This window comes from Pseudomonas azotoformans, from assembly GCF_900103345.1.
GTDB lineage: Bacteria > Pseudomonadota > Gammaproteobacteria > Pseudomonadales > Pseudomonadaceae > Aquipseudomonas > Aquipseudomonas azotoformans.
Genome location: NZ_LT629702.1, coordinates 6,257,473 through 6,273,117 on the forward strand (window position 1 = coordinate 6,257,473; position 15,645 = coordinate 6,273,117).

The following is a 15,645-nucleotide window of genomic DNA, read 5'->3' on the forward strand; positions in this document are numbered from 1 at the left end:
AGGTTCAATAGGTGGGTACCCTAACCCGTACCGTTAGTTGTTAAAACAAAAGTTATATTCTTATTTGTTATAAGAGGCTGGCTGGGGTGATGTTGCGGCTAAGCCTAGCAATTGTGTGTCCGATTGCGTCGGTACTGTATCTGTGTGGTCTGTAGGAACCCCCCTAAAATCAGGGCTGACACCTTCAGAGAAACTCTCCATGAGCGACCACCGTCCCTGGGCCCGCGAAGCCATTCGTATCATTGAAGCAGACTTCCAGCGCAGCGCCGACACGCACCTGATTCCCTTGCCGTTACCAGGGTTGCCGGGCATCGAGTTGTACTTCAAGGATGAGTCCAGCCATCCCACCGGCAGCCTGAAGCATCGGCTGGCCCGCTCGTTGTTCCTGTACGCACTGTGTAATGGCTGGCTCAAACCTGGCGCGCCGGTGATCGAAGCGTCCAGCGGTTCGACGGCGATTTCCGAGGCTTATTTTGCTCGTCTGCTGGGTTTGCCGTTTATTGCGGTGATGCCGGCCACCACCTCCCAGGAAAAAATCGCACAGATAGCGTTTTACGGTGGCAAGAGTCATCTGGTACAGGATCCCACGCAGATCTACGCTGAATCCGAGCGCCTGGCGCGAGAAAGCGGTGGTCATTTCATGGACCAGTTCACCTACGCCGAACGCGCCACTGACTGGCGGGCGAACAACAACATCGCCGAGTCGATCTTCCAGCAGATGCGCTTCGAACAGCATCCGGAACCGAGCTGGTTGATCTCCAGCCCCGGCACCGGTGGCACCACTGCCACCCTCGGTCGTTATGTGCGTTATCGCCAGCATTGCACCCGCGTGTTGTGTGCCGATGCCGAGCGTTCGGTATTCTTTGATTTCTACCAGAGTGGTGATGCCAGCTTGCGCCTGGACTGTGGTTCGCGGATTGAAGGCATTGGCCGACCACGGGTCGAGGCGTCGTTTTTGCCCAAGGTGATCGATGCGATGGTCAAGGTGCCGGATGCCCTGTCACTGGCGGCCATGCATTACCTGGCCGAGCGGCTGGGACGACGGGTTGGAGGTTCCAGCGGGACCAATCTGATTGGCGCACTGGTCGCGGCGCAACAGATGAAAGCGGCAGGGGAGTCCGGCTCGATCGTGGCGATCTTGTGCGACGGGGGGGAGCGGTATGCCACAACCTATTACGACCAGGCCTGGCTGGCGGGGCAGGGTTATGCGTTGGACGGTTTGATTACGGCTGTTGCGGACAGTGTCGAGCGGGGCGAGCCATTGCCGGACAGCATCCTGCGGGCAAATATCTAACCTTGTAGGAGCCCGGCTTGCCGGCGATGGCGATCTTGAAGACGCCATAGCCGGCAGGGCAATGCGTCAGGCTTCCAGGCCCAACATATCCCGCGCCAACGCCTCGGCAATTCGAATCCCATCCACGCCCGCCGACAGAATCCCACCGGCGTAACCAGCGCCCTCACCAGCCGGGAACAGGCCTTTCACGTTCAAGCTCTGCATCGATTCGTTACGGGTAATCCGCAGGGGCGAAGAGGTGCGCGTCTCGATACCCGTCAACACCGCGTCGTGCAACGAGTAGCCCTTGATCTGCTTCTCGAACGCCGGCAACGCTTCACGGATCGCTTCGATGGCGAAGTCAGGCAAGGCCAGGGCCAAGTCACCCAACGACACGCCAGGCTTGTAGGACGGCTCTACGCTACCAATCGCGGTGGATGGCTTGCCGGCGATGAAATCACCCACCAGTTGCGCGGGGGCCTCGTAGTTGCTGCCGCCGAGAATGTAGGCGTGAGACTCCAGGCGTTCCTGTAACTCGATACCTGCCAGCGGGCCACCTGGATAGTCGACTTCAGGCGTGATGCCGACGACGATGCCGGAGTTGGCATTGCGTTCGTTGCGCGAGTACTGGCTCATGCCGTTGGTGACCACGCGGTTCGGCTCGGAAGTCGCCGCTACCACGGTGCCGCCTGGGCACATGCAGAAGCTGTAGACCGAGCGGCCGTTCTTGGCGTGGTGTACCAGCTTGTAGTCGGCGGCACCGAGTTTCGGGTGGCCGGCGTATTTGCCCAGGCGCGCGGCGTCGATCAGCGACTGCGGGTGTTCGATACGGAACCCTACCGAGAATGGCTTGGCCTCCATGTACACGCCACGGGAATGGAGCATGCGGAACGTATCGCGGGCGCTGTGCCCCAGGGCCAGGATCACGTGTTTGGAGAGGATCTGCTCGCCGCCATCGATGACGACACCGTTCAACTGGCCGTCTTCGATCAACACATCGGTCACTCGTTGCTCGAAGCGCACCTCACCGCCAAGGGCGATGATCTGCTCGCGCATGTTCTCCACTACGCCGGTCAGGCGGAACGTACCGATATGCGGTTTGCTGACGTAGAGGATTTCTTCCGGCGCACCGGCCTTGACGAACTCGTGCAGCACTTTGCGACCGTGGAATTTCGGGTCCTTGATCTGGCTGTACAGCTTGCCGTCGGAAAAAGTCCCGGCTCCGCCTTCACCGAACTGCACGTTGGACTCGGGGTTGAGCACGCTTTTGCGCCACAGGCCCCAAGTGTCCTTGGTGCGCTGGCGCACTTCCTTGCCGCGCTCGAGGATGATCGGCTTGAAGCCCATCTGGGCCAGCAACAGCCCGGCGAAGATCCCGCACGGGCCGAAGCCGACGACGATCGGGCGTTCGGTCAGGCCTTGCGGCGCCTGGCCCACGACTTTATAGCTGACATCCGGTGCCGGGTTGACGTTGCGGTCATCGGCAAACTTGAGCAGCAGGGCGGCTTCGCCCTTTACGTTCAAGTCGATGGTGTAGATGAAGCACAGCTCCGAGGACTTCTTGCGCGCATCGTAGCTGCGTTTGAACAGGGTGAAATCGAGCAGGTCATCACTGGCGATGCCCAGGCGCTGCACGATGGCAGGCCGCAGGTCTTCTTCGGGATGGTCGATGGGCAGCTTGAGTTCGGTGATTCGTAACATGACGGGATCCGGTAGGCGGCGGGCAGAGAGGCCGGCTGTTTTGCAAACCGGCGATTATAAGCCCCAATGACCGTTTCCCGTCATGTTAAAACAGCATGGCGTCGCGTCAGTCGTCGCGCGAGCCGCCGAACGATGCGCAACCGCGCTGTACCTGGCCATTGACGCGCAACTCGGCGGTCATGTGCTGCAAACTGCCACTGACCGGGTCGACACAACGCTGCGGCGCTACCCACAATTCCACGTGCTGATTGTTGGCCTCGGTCATCAGGTTGAAGCGGCCGTCACCGATTTGCTCTTCCACATAAGGCACCGCCAGTGGCGGCTGGCCTTCACGATCCAGCACCAGGCCCTTGGCGGTGACGTTCATCACCCAGGTCGGCTTGTGGCCGTTGGCGCGCAGGATCATGCGCTTGAAGTCCGGGTCGCCGCAGGCCGAGGTCGAGCGCTCGACGCGGTAGAGTTGTTGCAGGTCGACGCTGCCCTGGGTACCGCTGGCAACCCCGGAGAACTTGCCGCGCAGGTCGGCAAACAACGCGCCTTGCTGGCCGGCCAGGGAGGCCGCTTCCTGCAGGATGCTGGTGCCACCGGTGTCGTTGACCACGTAGTTGCGCTTGTCGTTGCACGGCTGGAACAGCAGTTTGCCGCCGACAGCGGTGAGTTCACCCTGCATGCGGGTCAGCCCGGCGAGCGACGGCTTGGCAGGATCACTCTCGAACATCTGGCAGGCAGCAAACAGCGGAAGCAGGGCAAACAGGAACAGGGTATGGGCGGCACGCATTATCGGGTCTCCAGGCAAGTGCCGCCACGTTACGCAGGCCGGAGCTGCATCACAAGCCCGTGACATGGTTTGAACCGTCGGCCCGGAACGCATGGGAAAAGTAGCACTGCCGATTGGACGTTTCCTACACGTGGACTTGAAGCGATGTGAGAGTGTCGAGCTCTTTTGATTGGGAGCAGCAATGAACACCAAATGGTCTATCTGCGTTCTTATGCTCTGGGCAAATGCAGCCTTTTCAGACGAGCCTGCCCAGCTCTCCTACTCTTCAGCCACTGACTTCACGGAAATTTCGGTGTCACTCAAGGGGGCTGCGAATTCTGCGCCAGCTTATGTTGAAGTGAATGTGTCACTGGGCCCAGAGGCGACAGCAAGGACAAAATCCATCACGTTGCTGGCCTATCAAAAGTACGTAACACTTTCTGTAGACGGGTATCAGTTGACTACGTCCAGGGTTCACAGCCAAGTGGGCGGGGCGTTCAGGTTTTTAGCCCCGCGTGCGCTGGTGGTTGAGTGGATGTCTCAGTTCTCATCTGAGACAGTTGCTGCTCAACCGACGATGTAGGTCTGCCCGGTCTGCAAACCCTCGACACTCTTCGCGTAGGCCAACGCCACGTCAGCACCTGCCGCGGGTTTGAAACCACGGAAATACGGCGCGTAGCTGCCCATGGCCTCCACCAGAACTGTCGGGCTGACGGCGTTGACGCGCAGGCCCCGTGGCAGCTCGATGGCAGCGGCTTTGACGAACGCATCCAATGCACCATTGACCAGTGCGGCCGAGGCGCCGGTGCGGATCGGGTCGCGGTTGAGGATGCCGCTGGTGAAGGTGAACGAAGCACCATCGTTGGCGTACTCACGGCCGATCAGCAGCAGATTGACCTGGCCCATCAGCTTGTCACGCAAGCCCAACTCGAAATCGCTCTCGCTCATTTCGCCCAATGCCACGAAGTTTACGCTGCCCGCCGCACAGACCAGGGCATCGAACTTGCCGGTCTGCTCGAACAGCTTGCGGATCGACGCGCTGTCGCTGATATCCACCTGGAAGTCACCGCTGCTGCGGCCAATGCTGATCACCTCGTGACGCTGAGCCAGTTCCGCCTTGACCGCCGAGCCGACGGTGCCGCTGGCGCCAATCAATAGGATTTTCATGGTGCTGTTCCTCCGGGTTTGTCATGACCTGTAGGAGCGGGCTTGCCCGCGAGAAACCAACGAGCACCGCCGTGTACCAGGTTGGCCGCGCTATCGGTGACGATTTTCGCGAGCAAGCTCGCTCCTACAGTAGGGGGGTGTCATCAAGTTTAGGCTGGCTTTTTTGCTTGATAAACGCACTAATAGGCAACCTTTGGTTTTCTTTCGGAAACAATCCATGAGCGAGACGGACGACTTGGCGGCCTTCGCCGTGCTGATCGAAGCCGGCAGTTTTACCGTCGCCGCCGAGCAACTGGGCTGTAGCAAAGGGCAATTGTCCAAACGTATCAGCCAGATGGAAGCGCGGTTCTCTGTAGTGTTGCTGCACCGCACCACGCGCAAGCTCAGCCTGACCGCAGCCGGTGCGGCCTTGTTGCCCCAGGCCCAGGCCCTGGTGGTACAGGTGGATCGCGCCCGTCAGGCATTGGCCCGGCTCAAGGACGACCTTGCCGGGCCGGTGCGTATGACGGTGCCAGTGTCCTTGGGGGAAACCTTTTTTGATGGGCTGCTGCTGGAGTTTTCCAAGCAATATCCGCAGGTGCAGATCGAGCTGGAGCTCAATAACAACTATCGGGACCTGGCGCGAGATGGGTTCGATCTGGGGGTGCGCTCAGGCTCCATTGAGAACGAGCGCCTGGTGGTCAAGCCGTTGCTGGCCTGGCGTGAGATGACCTGCGCCAGCCCGGCTTATCTTGAGCAACACGGCGAACCGGCGACGCCGGCCGACCTGGCCAGCCATGCTTGCCTGCTCAACAGCCACTACAGCGGCCGTGAAGAGTGGTTGTACCACCAACAGCACGAGTTACTGCGGGTACGAGTCAGCGGCACGTTTGCCTCCAACCACTACAACCTGCTCAAAAAAGCCGCGCTGGTGGGGGCGGGTATTGCACGGTTGCCGTCCTACGTGCTGCCAGCGGAATTGGCAGATGGCCGACTGCGTTGGCTCCTGCGCGATTATCAGACGCGCAGCATGCCGATGTACCTGGTGCATCCGTATCAGGGCGGCTTGCCGCGTCGCACCCAGGTGTTGGCCGACTACCTGGTGGAGTGGTTCAAGCGCAGCGGCGAAGCCCTGGACCGCCTTTAACGGTAGCGGCGAGCGATCAGGTGATCGATCGACAAGCGACCCGGGCCCTTGGCGACCAGCAACAGCAATAACGCGAGCCAGGTGCCATGGGTTGGGTAGGCGTCCGGGTAGACAAACAATTGAATGGTCAGGGTCATGCCGACCAGGGCCAGGGCCGAGAAGCGCGTGGCGAACCCGACAAGGATCAGCACCGGGAAAAAGTGCTCGGCAAACGCAGCCAAGTGCGCTGCGACTTCCGGCGATAGCAACGGCACATGGTATTCGCTGCGAAACAGCGGCAGTGTCGAGGCGGCCAGGCGCGGTTCACCGAACTGGAAGGTGCCGTTGATCAGGTCTATGGCAAAGCCTTCGACTTTGGTTTGCCCGGACTTCCAGAACACCGCGGCAATCGAAAAGCGCGCGAGAAAGGCGATCAGGCTGTAGGGAATTTGCTCGAAAAGCGCGATGACCTGATTGATCAGGCCCGAAGGGCGAGTGTTCATGGCGATACCTTTTGTTCTGGATGCAGATGAGTAATGGCGTTGTGGCTGATCAGCAGCGCCAGGCATTGGTGCAGGTCAAACTCGGCGCACGCCTCAAGCGCGTGCTCCACGGCGTTTTCCAAGGTCGCGCCCCGGGCCAGGCTGTTGATCAACGCGACAGCATCAGGGTTGACGGCGAATACCTTGACCTCCAGACCCTGGCGCAACACCAGGGCACTCTGTGGCTGCCAGGGATCCAGGTTTTCCAGGCCCCCCTCGGTCTGGTGTGCCGCCCACAGCGCTACGACGGCATAGGCTGAGTCCAGCGTGGCCAGGGAGGGGTGCCATTGCACGCGCAGTCCACTGAGGTCCGTCTGACCTTGCAGTGCTTGCAGTACGGTCTGTTGATCCAGGGGTTGGCTGTCTGCCGCGTGGTAGGCCTGTACCCGCAAACGCTCCAGCCGGGCCATGTCGGCAAGATAAGGTACGCTGGCTGCCGGTTCGAACCCCTCGATGAAGCAGGCGAACGCGCTACCGTACTCGCTCATCAATGGGCTGGTGGGCGGGTGCGCCTGTGCATAAAGGCCGGCCATCGCGCGGAAAAACGTATCACCCACCAGTTGCAACGTCACCGGATAAGCCGCAGCCAATGCGTTGACCAGTGAGCTGTGCACATTGTTGCGGTACACCGCGAAGCGGCTGGCCGGCTCGGCGCCATTACTACTGAACAGGCCGTCGGGGCAAGGCAGTTCAGGTGCCAACAAGGCGGCGGTAAAAGCATCATGCCGGCTCATGGGGTCACCTGTGAAAGATGCCATTCGGCTTGTCGGGCCTCGGCTTGCAGCACGCTGAACGCGGGCAACTGGTTATCCCGCTCGATCAGCGTCGCCACTGGACCGATGCGCGCCAGTACCGACTCGTAGAGTTGCCACACGGCGTTATCGACAGGGGCGCCGTGGTCATCGATCAGCAAGCGGTCGCCAAGGCTGTCGGTGTCTTCGGCAAACCCGGCCAGATGAAGCTCTCCCACCGCGTGCAACGGCAACGCATCGATGTAGGACTGTGGATCACGTTGATGATTGATGCATGACACGTACACGTTATTCACATCCAGCAGCAAGCCACAGCCGGTACGGCGGATGATTTCGCTGATGAAGTCGGCTTCGTCCAGGGTGGAGCGCTGGAACTGCAGGTAGGTCGACGGGTTTTCCAGCAGCATCGGCCGCCTGAGTGTGTTTTGCACCTGGTCGACGTGTTCGCATACCCGTTGCAGGGTGGCGTGGTCGTAGGCCAGGGGCAGCAGGTCGTTAAGGAACACCGGGCCGTGGCTGGACCAGGCCAGGTGTTCGGAAAAGGAGTGAGGTTGGTAGCGCTCGATCAGTGCCGCCAACCGTGCCAGGTGCTCACGGTCCGGCGGGGCTTCGCCACCGATGGACAAGCCTACACCGTGCAAGGACAGTGGGTACTGCGCGCGGATCAACCCCAGGTAATGATGAAAAGGGCCGCCGGCCACCATGTAGTTTTCGGCGTGCACTTCAAAAAAACCGATATCGGGTGAGGTCTCAAGTACTTCAATGAAGTGCTCATGCTTGAGACCCAGTCCGGCCCGACCGGGAAGGCCGGGCGCCTGAGCCTGGGAGACGGCTTGCAGGGATGAAAGAGTCATCATCGGTACTCAGGTTTTGCGAGGGATCAGGATTTTGCGGTGAAGGCCGTTTCCTGGCCGAAACCGGTCGGCGAGGTGGAGCTTGGGGTTTTGAGGCAGGTGCCGGCAGGGACCAGCTTCCAGGCGTTGGCCTGGTCTTTGACTTTCGAGGTACCGGCGCAGGAAGTGCCGGCGCCCGCGGCGCAATCGTTCTTGCCAGCTTCAGCGACGCCGAAGCATTTCTGCATGTCGTCGGCAGCGTGGGCGGTGGTGGTCAGGGCGGACAGGCTCAGGGCAGAACCGAGGGCCAGGACGAGGGTAGCGGCAGACAGTTTGGTAGTCATGGTGTATCTCCAGCAGTGGGTTGAGTTGGCGGGCTTGAGTGCCTGCTTGTACCACTAGAGACGGCAGGGTGGAATCCGTTACAAGTCGATCAAAAATAATTTCAGGCGACGCGAAACAAATGTGGGAGGGGCAAGCCCCTCCCACATTTCAGAGCCGGTTCGCCTAGCCGCCGAGGTACGCCTCGCGCACCTTCGGATCGGTCAGCAACTGCTCGCCCGTGCCCTGCATCACCACCCGGCCGTTTTCCAGCACATAGGCGCGGTCAGCAATCTTCAAGGCCTGGTTGGCGTTCTGCTCCACCAGGAACACCGTCACACCGTCCTTGCGCAGCTGTTCGATGATATCGAAGATCTGCTGGATGATGATCGGCGCGAGGCCCAGGGAAGGTTCGTCCAGCAGCAACAGCTTGGGCTTGCTCATCAGCGCCCGGCCGATGGCGAGCATTTGCTGCTCGCCGCCGGACATGGTGCCGCCGCGCTGGCTGAAGCGTTCCTTGAGCCGAGGGAACAGGTGCAGCACCTTGTCCATCTGCTCCTGGTAGTCGCCTTTGTCGGTGAAGAAACCGCCCATGGCGAGGTTTTCTTCGACCGTCAGGCGCGAGAACACGCGGCGGCCTTCCGGCACAACCGCAATGCTCTTGCGCATGATATGAGACGACTGCTGCCCCACCAGCTCTTCACCCATGTAGCGGATGCTGCCGCTGTGGGCCTGGGGCGACCCGCACAAGGTCATCAGCAGGGTTGATTTGCCGGCACCGTTGGCGCCGATCAGCGTGACGATTTCACCTTGGCGCACTTCCACGTTGACGCTGTGCAGGGCCTGGATCTTGCCGTAGAAAGTGGAAACGTTTTCGAATTGCAGCATTTTACGCTTCCCCCAAATAGGCTTTGATCACTTCAGGATTGTCGCGGATCTGCTCCGGTGTCCCGTCGGCCAAAGGCGTGCCCTGGTTGATCACCACGATGTGGTCGGAAATGCTCATGACCAGCTTCATGTCGTGTTCGATCAACAGCACCGTGGCGTTGTTTTCTTCACGCAATACGCTGATCAGCGCCTTGAGGTCTTCGGTTTCCTTGGGGTTCAGGCCGGCGGCCGGTTCGTCGAGCATCAGGATCCGCGGGCGGGTCATCATGCAGCGGGCGATTTCCAGGCGACGTTGCTGACCGTAGGCCAGGGTGCCAGCAGGGCGGTTGGCAAACTCGGTGAGGTTGACCTTGTCCAGCCAGTACTCGGCGTATTCCATGGCCTCGCGCTCGCTCTTGCGGAACGAAGGGGTCTTGAACAATCCCGCAAAGAAGTTGGTGTTCAGGTGACGGTGCTGGGCGATCAACAGGTTCTCGACCGCCGTCATGTCCTTGAACAAGCGCACGTTCTGGAAGGTCCGCACCACGCCCTTGCGGGCGATCTCGTGACCGGCCAGGCCCTGGATCGGCTGGCCGTCCAGCAGAATGCTGCCACCGCTCGGCTTGTAGAAGCCGGTGAGGCAGTTGAACACCGTGGTCTTGCCGGCACCGTTGGGGCCGATCAGCGCTACAACCTGTTTCTCTTTCACGGTCAGGGCCACGCCGTTGACCGCCAGCAAGCCGCCGAAGCGCATGCTCAAGTTTTCGACTTTCAGGATCTCGCGGCTCATTTGCGCAGCTCCATGTGTGGGCGTTGCATCGGGAGCAAACCTTGAGGACGCCAGATCATCATCAGCACCATCATGGCGCCGAACATCAACATGCGGTATTCGCTGAACTCACGCATCATCTCCGGCAGCAGGATCATCACGATCGCCGCCAGGATCACGCCCAGTTGCGAGCCCATGCCCCCCAGTACCACGATGGCGAGGATGATCGCCGACTCGATAAAGGTGAACGACTCCGGGGTCACCAGGCCTTGGCGCGCGGCGAAGAAGCTGCCGGCGAAACCGGCGAACGCAGCGCCCAGGGTAAAGGCGGAGAGCTTGATGATGGTCGGGTTCAGGCCCAGTGCGCGGCAGGCGATCTCATCTTCGCGCAGCGCTTCCCATGCACGGCCGATGGGCATGCGCAGCAGGCGGTTGATCACGAACAGGGCGGCCAATGCCAGCAGCAGCGCCACCAGATACAGGAACACCACTTTGCTCACCGGGTTGTAGTCGATCCCGAAGTACTCGTGGAACGTCTGCATGCCTTCAGCGGCGGAACGGTCGAACGACAGCCCGAAGAACGTCGGCTTGGGGATGCTGCTGATGCCGTTGGGGCCACCGGTGATATCGGTGAGGTTGCGCAGGAACAGGCGGATGATTTCACCGAAGCCCAGGGTCACGATCGCCAGGTAGTCACCGCGCAGGCGCAGCACCGGAAAGCCCAGCAGGAAGCCGAACGTCGCCGCCGCCATTCCCGCCAGCGGCAGGCAGACCCAGAAGCTCCAGCCCAGGTAATGCGAGAGCAGCGCATAGGTGTAGGCACCCACGGCATAGAAGCCCACGTAACCCAGGTCGAGCAGGCCGGCCAGGCCCACCACGATGTTCAGGCCCAGGCCCAGCAACACGTAGATCAGGATCAGGGTGGCGATGTCGACCGCACCGCGCGAGCCGAAGAACGGCCAGATCAACGCGGCGATGATCAGGGCAATGATGATGTAGCGCTGGGTGCGCGGCAGGGTCAGGAATTGGCTGACCTTGGGCGATACCAACGGGCCACGGTTGCTCTTGAGCAAGGCATTGAACTGATCGCTGAACAACACGCGCAGGAACATCAGCACCGAACACAGGGCGATGACGGTCAGGGTCACGGGACCTGTGCCATGCACTTCAAGGTTGATGCCGACAATGCTCAGCTTGAGGCCGAGTACCGGGAAGGCCACGGCCCATACCAGCAAGGCGCTGAAAAACGCCGATTTAAGATATCTGCTCATACTTTCTCAACCTCCGGACGGCCCAGGATGCCGGTCGGACGGAACAACAGCACCAGAACCAACAGGCCGAACGCCACGACGTCCTTGTATTGGTCGCCGAAGATATCGGCGCCAAAGGCTTCAGCCACACCCAGCACCAGGCCACCGAGCATCGCGCCCGGGATACTGCCGATGCCGCCCAATACCGCCGCAGTGAAAGCCTTGAGGCCTACCAGGAAACCGGCGTTGGGGTTGATCACGCCGTACTGCATGCTCAGCAGCACCGCCGCGACGGCGGCCAGCGCAGCACCGATCACGAAGGTCAGGGCGATGATGTTGTTGGTGTTGATGCCCAACAGGTTGGCCATCTTGATGTCTTCGGCGCAGGCCCGGCAGGCACGCCCCAGACGGGAGCGGGAGATGAACAGGGTCAGGCCCAGCATCGCCACCAGGGTGACGACGAAGACCAGGACCTGCATGTACGAAATCAGCACTTCTTGTGCGCCGCCTGGGCCGAAGGAGAAGCTCCCCGGAATCAGGTTGGGAATGGACTTGTCCTTGGAGTCCTGGGACAGCAGTACAGTGTTCTGCAGGAAAATCGACATGCCGATGGCGGAAATCAGCGGGATCAAACGGTTGCTGCCACGCAAGGGACGGTAGGCAACGCGCTCGATACTGTAGCCATAGGCACTGGTCACGACGATCGACGCAAGGAACGCAGCGGTCATCAACAGCGGCAGGGAGTGGATACCCAGCATGGCCAGCCCGGCAAGGGCGATGAAGGCCACGTAGGAGCCAATCATGTACACCTCGCCATGGGCGAAGTTAATCATTCCAATGATGCCGTAAACCATTGTGTAGCCAATGGCTATCAAGGCATAGGTGCTGCCAACGGTCATGCCGTTAACCAGCGTTTGGAAAAAATGATAGATCTCAGGCATTACAGCGCTCCTAAAAACCCGATACGCATTTCACTGGTGGAGTCATGTTCCGGCCCCGTGCTGTGTTCTGTGAGCACATTTGCACAAAGCGTTTGCCAGCGAACCGCTGGTGACGGTTTTAAGATTTTCAGGTGAGCCAGCGCCCGGATCGCGGGTGTCAGGCCCATAAACCTCGTAAAACAAAGCCCACTGCTTTCACAGTGGGCTTGCTGGACCAGTAATGCCTGGCTTACTGAGGGGAAACTTCGGTTTTTGGTTTACCGAAGTGCCATTCGTAGACCACGAACTTGAAGTCCTTCAGGTCGCCCTTGGCGTCGAAGCTCAGGTCGCCGGTTGGGGTCTTGAAGGTGCCTGCGTGGATGGCGGCTGCCACTTTGGCGGTGTCTTCGGACTTCGCGGCAGCGATACCGCCGGCGATGACTTCAACAGCCGAGTAGGCCGGGAACACGAACGGACCGGTTGGGTCCTGCTTGTTCTTGGTGAACTCTTCAACGATCGCCTTGTTGGCTGGATCGGTGTCGAACGACTTCGGCAGGGTAACCAGCAGGCCTTCGGAAGCGCCCTGGGCGATTTGCGAGATGGAGTCGTTGCCGGCACCTTCCGGGCCCATGAACTTGGCGTTCACGCCTTTTTCCTTGGCTTGGCGCAGGATCAGGCCCAGCTCAGGGTGGTAGCCGCCGTAGTAGACGAAGTCGACGTTGGCTTGCTTGAGCTTCTGAATGAGCGAACCGAAGTCTTTGTCGCCAGCGTTGATGCCTTCGAAGAGGGCAACTTTCACGCCTTTCTTCTCGAGGGTCTGTTTAACGGCGGTGGCGATGCCTTCACCGTACTGCTGTTTGTCGTGAATGACTGCAACGACTTTTGGCTTCACGTGATCGGCGATGTAGTTACCGGCCGCAGGGCCTTGGGCGCTGTCCAGGCCGATGGTGCGGAAGACCAGTTTGTAGCCACGGGAAGTGATTTCCGGGCTGGTGGCAGCCGGGGTGATCATGATCACGCCTTCGTCTTCATAGATGTCGGAGGCTGGCTGAGTGGAGCTGGAGCAGAGGTGGCCGACCACGAACTTGACGCCGTCGTTGACCACTTTGTTGGCCACGGCAACGGCTTGTTTAGGATCGCAAGCGTCGTCGTACTCCTTGGCTTCAAGCATTTTGCCGTCGACGCCGCCCTTGGCGTTGATGTCGGCGATGGCTTGCTTGGCACCCATGAATTGCATGTCGCCGTATTGCGTCACAGGACCGGTTTTAGGACCTGCGATACCGATCTTGATGGTGTCGGCTGCGAACGAATGGCCGGCAACCCCAGCCAGGACCATAGCGGCAAACAGTTTGGAAATCTGCTTAGTAGCCTTATTCATAGTGCTCCACTCTTACTGTTGTATTTTTTATAGTTCTAGCGGCCTTGTGAGCTGCAGAACCGGATCGGATATCTCGGATATCCCCCCGGCAGTGCCCTGGCAACTGTACCGGTACAGTGTAGAGCGCCGGTTGATCGCTTGACAAGCTGGCTGCTGGGGGCAAAACCCGGGTATGTCGCTTAAATGAAAGAAAAAGACAGAATTGCGGCGGGGTGATGCCAGAGTTTCGGGCAATCCTTGGCTTTCCTGACACTTTCAATCGATGACGCATTTGCAACTGGGTTTTTCTGCCTGACGCCCGACGTTATGATTGCGCCGATTTTTTATTCAGGTGAACTCCCATGACGCAAGAACCTAGCACCCTCTATGCCAAGCTGCTCGGTGAAACCGCCGAAATTTCCTGGAAGGAGCTTGAGCCGTTCTTTGCCAAGGGTGCCCTATTGTGGGTCGACGCGAGCCTGGATTTGATAGAAGCCGCCGAGGGTATGGCCGAAGACAACCGCGATAAAGTCGCTGCCTGGCTGGCCGCAGGGACGCTTGGCGAAGTGTCTGCGACGCGGGCATTGGACCTGGTGGAGCGCGACCCGAGGCTGTGGGCGGTGGTGGTTTCGCCTTGGATCCTGATCCAGGAAAGGGCGGCGGCGGCAATGTGAGCACTAAAACAGTGCGTGGTTTTTCGCTTTAAAAGTGTGTAGCGGAGTAACCGCTCGTACCGTGATGGCACCTTGCCGTGGAGAAACGTCACAGCCCAGGGTGACGCGCACGTCATGGGAACAGTTTTTCCACGGCTGAAAAGGCAGGAGAATTGTTTCTCGGCGTTTAAAATGTCTGGCGATTGTCGGATTGGGGCAGTAGGAAGCGCTGAATTTCCGGTAAAGTGCGCGGCCTGTCACACGGAGCCCGTCATGTCGCCAGCGCTGCCCACTTCAGCGAAACCCTCGCATCAGTTGCTTTACCTTATCTACGGTGAACAAGATGTTTATCGGCGCGAGGCCAAGTTCAGCATCCTTACAGCCCTGGCGCAGCTCAAGCAGGGCGAGTCGCTGTGCATCCGGGTCATGACCGACCGCCCCCAGGATTTCATCGGCTGGCCGGTGGAGACCATTGAGCTGGACGAACAGACCCTGACCCAATGGCAGGGTGAGAATGGCTACCTGCACCGGCGCAAGGCCTGCGCAATCGCCCAAGGGTTGACGCTGGCGGACAAAACCCTGTTCGTTGATACCGACACCGTGTTCCTCAAATCCCCGCATCGCGTGTTTGAGCTTATCCAGCCTGATCAGTATGTGATGGACGAGTTCGAATACGACTGGCACTACGTGTGCAAGCGCCCGGATTACCTCAAGCTTGGCCGGCACCTGAGCGCCTATGGCGTTTCTGCCGGCAACAGCTTCAAACTCTACAACAGTGGCCTGTGTGGTGTGCAAGCCAGTGATGCGTCGCTGCTCGAAACCGCGATCCGCTGGATCGACGAGTGGACACAGGATTCGTTCGACATCCACACCATCGAGCAAGTCGCGATTTCCTTTGCCATGCACGGCAAGAAGGTGTGCGAGTCGAGGAAGTTCGTTCATCACTATTACGCCGACAAGCGTTTTTTCCACGCCATGCAGGCGCATTTTTTCAGCCTTCACGGTGAAGCCTTCGGCACCGAACTGCTTGCGCGTTGCCTGGACGTACCGCAGTTCAAGCCAGTGCCGTCAGCCTGGCAGCGGCTGTGCATCAAATGGAAACTGCGCAATCAACGCAAGCACGTGAAACGGGTAGGTCGCGACTTGCTTTATGGCAGTGCGGCACCTGAGCATCCCTATTACGACGTGTGCCGACACGGTTGGTGGGAATCAGCTTCGCGTGAAATTCGTGGTTGGGATGAAGCTGAACAGAGGAAGTTCTTCGACGCACACGACGCCAGGTGGCCGCAGCAACTGCCCCGGCCGACGAAGTCCGCAGACGAGCAAGCCATCGTCGCCTACCTGCAGCAACGCATGGCCCAGTGAAGCAGTGACGGCG

Annotated in this window: 17 protein-coding genes; 5 read left to right on the top strand and 12 right to left on the bottom strand. The window is 59.8% G+C overall.

Translation table 11 applies throughout. The annotated features are described in order from the left end of the window. The first annotated feature begins 199 nt into the window (after nt 1-199). Complete coding sequence (locus BLR69_RS28380) at nt 200-1,294, top strand: PLP-dependent cysteine synthase family protein (RefSeq protein WP_071496891.1); 1,095 nt, start codon at nt 200-202, stop codon at nt 1,292-1,294. Nucleotides 1,295-1,360: 66 nt separating this feature from the next. Here the strand turns inward: BLR69_RS28380 and BLR69_RS28385 are convergent, their stop codons facing one another. Then, complete coding sequence (locus BLR69_RS28385) at nt 1,361-2,974, bottom strand: NAD(P)/FAD-dependent oxidoreductase (RefSeq protein ID WP_071496890.1); 1,614 nt, start codon at nt 2,972-2,974, stop codon at nt 1,361-1,363. Between the two features lie 106 nt (nt 2,975-3,080). Continuing rightward, nucleotides 3,081-3,752: a COG3650 family protein gene (locus BLR69_RS28390; protein ID WP_071496889.1), complete on the bottom strand. Its 672-nt coding sequence runs from the start codon at nt 3,750-3,752 to the stop codon at nt 3,081-3,083. 181 nt (nt 3,753-3,933) lie between these two features. On the opposite strand from BLR69_RS28390, the gene BLR69_RS28395 reads away from it, so the two are divergent. Next, the gene (locus BLR69_RS28395; RefSeq protein WP_134434971.1) at nt 3,934-4,314 is read left to right on the top strand and encodes a hypothetical protein; all 381 of its coding nucleotides are present in this window, start codon (nt 3,934-3,936) and stop codon (nt 4,312-4,314) included. Here the strand turns inward: BLR69_RS28395 and BLR69_RS28400 are convergent. Beyond that, entirely contained in the window at nt 4,299-4,898 is a 600-nt protein-coding gene (locus tag BLR69_RS28400; RefSeq protein ID WP_071496888.1) for a short chain dehydrogenase, read from the bottom strand. The genes BLR69_RS28395 and BLR69_RS28400 overlap by 16 nt on opposite strands. Before the next feature lie 217 nt (nt 4,899-5,115). On the opposite strand from BLR69_RS28400, the gene BLR69_RS28405 reads away from it, so the two are divergent. After that, nucleotides 5,116-6,024 carry a LysR family transcriptional regulator gene (locus BLR69_RS28405; RefSeq protein WP_071496887.1) on the top strand — a complete coding sequence of 303 codons (909 nt, stop codon included), beginning with the start codon at nt 5,116-5,118 and terminating at the stop codon, nt 6,022-6,024. Here BLR69_RS28405 and BLR69_RS28410 read toward each other — a convergent pair. The 9 genes from BLR69_RS28410 to BLR69_RS28450 all read right to left on the bottom strand — a co-directional run bounded on the left by BLR69_RS28410 (nt 6,021) and on the right by BLR69_RS28450 (nt 13,635). Continuing rightward, the gene (locus BLR69_RS28410) at nt 6,021-6,506 is read right to left on the bottom strand and encodes a DoxX family protein (RefSeq protein ID WP_071496886.1); all 486 of its coding nucleotides are present in this window, start codon (nt 6,504-6,506) and stop codon (nt 6,021-6,023) included. The genes BLR69_RS28405 and BLR69_RS28410 overlap by 4 nt on opposite strands. Further along, on the bottom strand, nt 6,503-7,279 hold the full coding sequence (locus tag BLR69_RS28415; protein ID WP_071496885.1) for an HvfC/BufC N-terminal domain-containing protein: 777 nt from the start codon (nt 7,277-7,279) through the stop codon (nt 6,503-6,505). The genes BLR69_RS28410 and BLR69_RS28415 overlap by 4 nt, the downstream gene beginning before the upstream one ends. Beyond that, nucleotides 7,276-8,154: an MNIO family bufferin maturase gene (bufB, locus tag BLR69_RS28420; protein WP_071496884.1), complete on the bottom strand. Its 879-nt coding sequence runs from the start codon at nt 8,152-8,154 to the stop codon at nt 7,276-7,278. Before bufB ends, BLR69_RS28415 begins: the two co-directional genes overlap by 4 nt. A 23-nt stretch (nt 8,155-8,177) precedes the next feature. Continuing rightward, nucleotides 8,178-8,474: a BufA1 family periplasmic bufferin-type metallophore gene (locus tag BLR69_RS28425; RefSeq protein ID WP_071496883.1), complete on the bottom strand. Its 297-nt coding sequence runs from the start codon at nt 8,472-8,474 to the stop codon at nt 8,178-8,180. A gap of 163 nt (nt 8,475-8,637) precedes the next feature. Continuing rightward, on the bottom strand, nt 8,638-9,339 hold the full coding sequence (locus tag BLR69_RS28430; protein WP_017844798.1) for an ABC transporter ATP-binding protein: 702 nt from the start codon (nt 9,337-9,339) through the stop codon (nt 8,638-8,640). Between the two features lies 1 nt (nt 9,340). Beyond that, the gene (livG, locus tag BLR69_RS28435; RefSeq protein WP_058425231.1) at nt 9,341-10,108 is read right to left on the bottom strand and encodes a high-affinity branched-chain amino acid ABC transporter ATP-binding protein LivG; all 768 of its coding nucleotides are present in this window, start codon (nt 10,106-10,108) and stop codon (nt 9,341-9,343) included. Further along, a complete protein-coding gene (locus BLR69_RS28440; protein ID WP_071496882.1) occupies nt 10,105-11,358 on the bottom strand; it encodes a high-affinity branched-chain amino acid ABC transporter permease LivM in 1,254 nt (417 codons plus the stop codon). The genes livG and BLR69_RS28440 overlap by 4 nt, the downstream gene beginning before the upstream one ends. Beyond that, entirely contained in the window at nt 11,355-12,278 is a 924-nt protein-coding gene (gene livH / locus BLR69_RS28445) for a high-affinity branched-chain amino acid ABC transporter permease LivH (protein ID WP_058425229.1), read from the bottom strand. The genes BLR69_RS28440 and livH overlap by 4 nt, the downstream gene beginning before the upstream one ends. A 229-nt stretch (nt 12,279-12,507) precedes the next feature. Beyond that, nucleotides 12,508-13,635, bottom strand: a complete 1,128-nt coding sequence (locus tag BLR69_RS28450) for a branched-chain amino acid ABC transporter substrate-binding protein (protein WP_071496881.1) — start codon at nt 13,633-13,635, stop codon at nt 12,508-12,510. Nucleotides 13,636-13,976: 341 nt separating this feature from the next. Here BLR69_RS28450 and BLR69_RS28455 point away from each other — a divergent pair, with 341 nt between their 5' ends. Next, entirely contained in the window at nt 13,977-14,288 is a 312-nt protein-coding gene (locus BLR69_RS28455) for a DUF2288 domain-containing protein (protein ID WP_071496880.1), read from the top strand. A 252-nt stretch (nt 14,289-14,540) separates the two neighbouring features. Continuing rightward, a complete protein-coding gene (locus BLR69_RS28460) occupies nt 14,541-15,632 on the top strand; it encodes a hypothetical protein (RefSeq protein WP_071496879.1) in 1,092 nt (363 codons plus the stop codon). Nucleotides 15,633-15,645: the final 13 nt, after the last annotated feature.

Excerpts from the sequence above, each read along its gene's own strand:
- BLR69_RS28380 (WP_071496891.1), top strand. The coding sequence starts at position 200 with ATGAGCGACCACCGTCCCTGGGCCCGCGAAGCCATTCGTATCATTGAA.
- BLR69_RS28385 (WP_071496890.1), bottom strand. The coding sequence starts at position 2,974 with ATGTTACGAATCACCGAACTCAAGCTGCCCATCGACCATCCCGAAGAA.
- BLR69_RS28390 (WP_071496889.1), bottom strand. The coding sequence starts at position 3,752 with ATGCGTGCCGCCCATACCCTGTTCCTGTTTGCCCTGCTTCCGCTGTTT.
- BLR69_RS28395 (WP_134434971.1), top strand. The coding sequence starts at position 3,934 with ATGAACACCAAATGGTCTATCTGCGTTCTTATGCTCTGGGCAAATGCA.
- BLR69_RS28400 (WP_071496888.1), bottom strand. The coding sequence starts at position 4,898 with ATGAAAATCCTATTGATTGGCGCCAGCGGCACCGTCGGCTCGGCGGTC.
- BLR69_RS28405 (WP_071496887.1), top strand. The coding sequence starts at position 5,116 with ATGAGCGAGACGGACGACTTGGCGGCCTTCGCCGTGCTGATCGAAGCC.
- BLR69_RS28410 (WP_071496886.1), bottom strand. The coding sequence starts at position 6,506 with ATGAACACTCGCCCTTCGGGCCTGATCAATCAGGTCATCGCGCTTTTC.
- BLR69_RS28415 (WP_071496885.1), bottom strand. The coding sequence starts at position 7,279 with ATGAGCCGGCATGATGCTTTTACCGCCGCCTTGTTGGCACCTGAACTG.
- bufB (WP_071496884.1), bottom strand. The coding sequence starts at position 8,154 with ATGATGACTCTTTCATCCCTGCAAGCCGTCTCCCAGGCTCAGGCGCCC.
- BLR69_RS28425 (WP_071496883.1), bottom strand. The coding sequence starts at position 8,474 with ATGACTACCAAACTGTCTGCCGCTACCCTCGTCCTGGCCCTCGGTTCT.
- BLR69_RS28430 (WP_017844798.1), bottom strand. The coding sequence starts at position 9,339 with ATGCTGCAATTCGAAAACGTTTCCACTTTCTACGGCAAGATCCAGGCC.
- livG (WP_058425231.1), bottom strand. The coding sequence starts at position 10,108 with ATGAGCCGCGAGATCCTGAAAGTCGAAAACTTGAGCATGCGCTTCGGC.
- BLR69_RS28440 (WP_071496882.1), bottom strand. The coding sequence starts at position 11,358 with ATGAGCAGATATCTTAAATCGGCGTTTTTCAGCGCCTTGCTGGTATGG.
- livH (WP_058425229.1), bottom strand. The coding sequence starts at position 12,278 with ATGCCTGAGATCTATCATTTTTTCCAAACGCTGGTTAACGGCATGACC.
- BLR69_RS28450 (WP_071496881.1), bottom strand. The coding sequence starts at position 13,635 with ATGAATAAGGCTACTAAGCAGATTTCCAAACTGTTTGCCGCTATGGTC.
- BLR69_RS28455 (WP_071496880.1), top strand. The coding sequence starts at position 13,977 with ATGACGCAAGAACCTAGCACCCTCTATGCCAAGCTGCTCGGTGAAACC.
- BLR69_RS28460 (WP_071496879.1), top strand. The coding sequence starts at position 14,541 with ATGTCGCCAGCGCTGCCCACTTCAGCGAAACCCTCGCATCAGTTGCTT.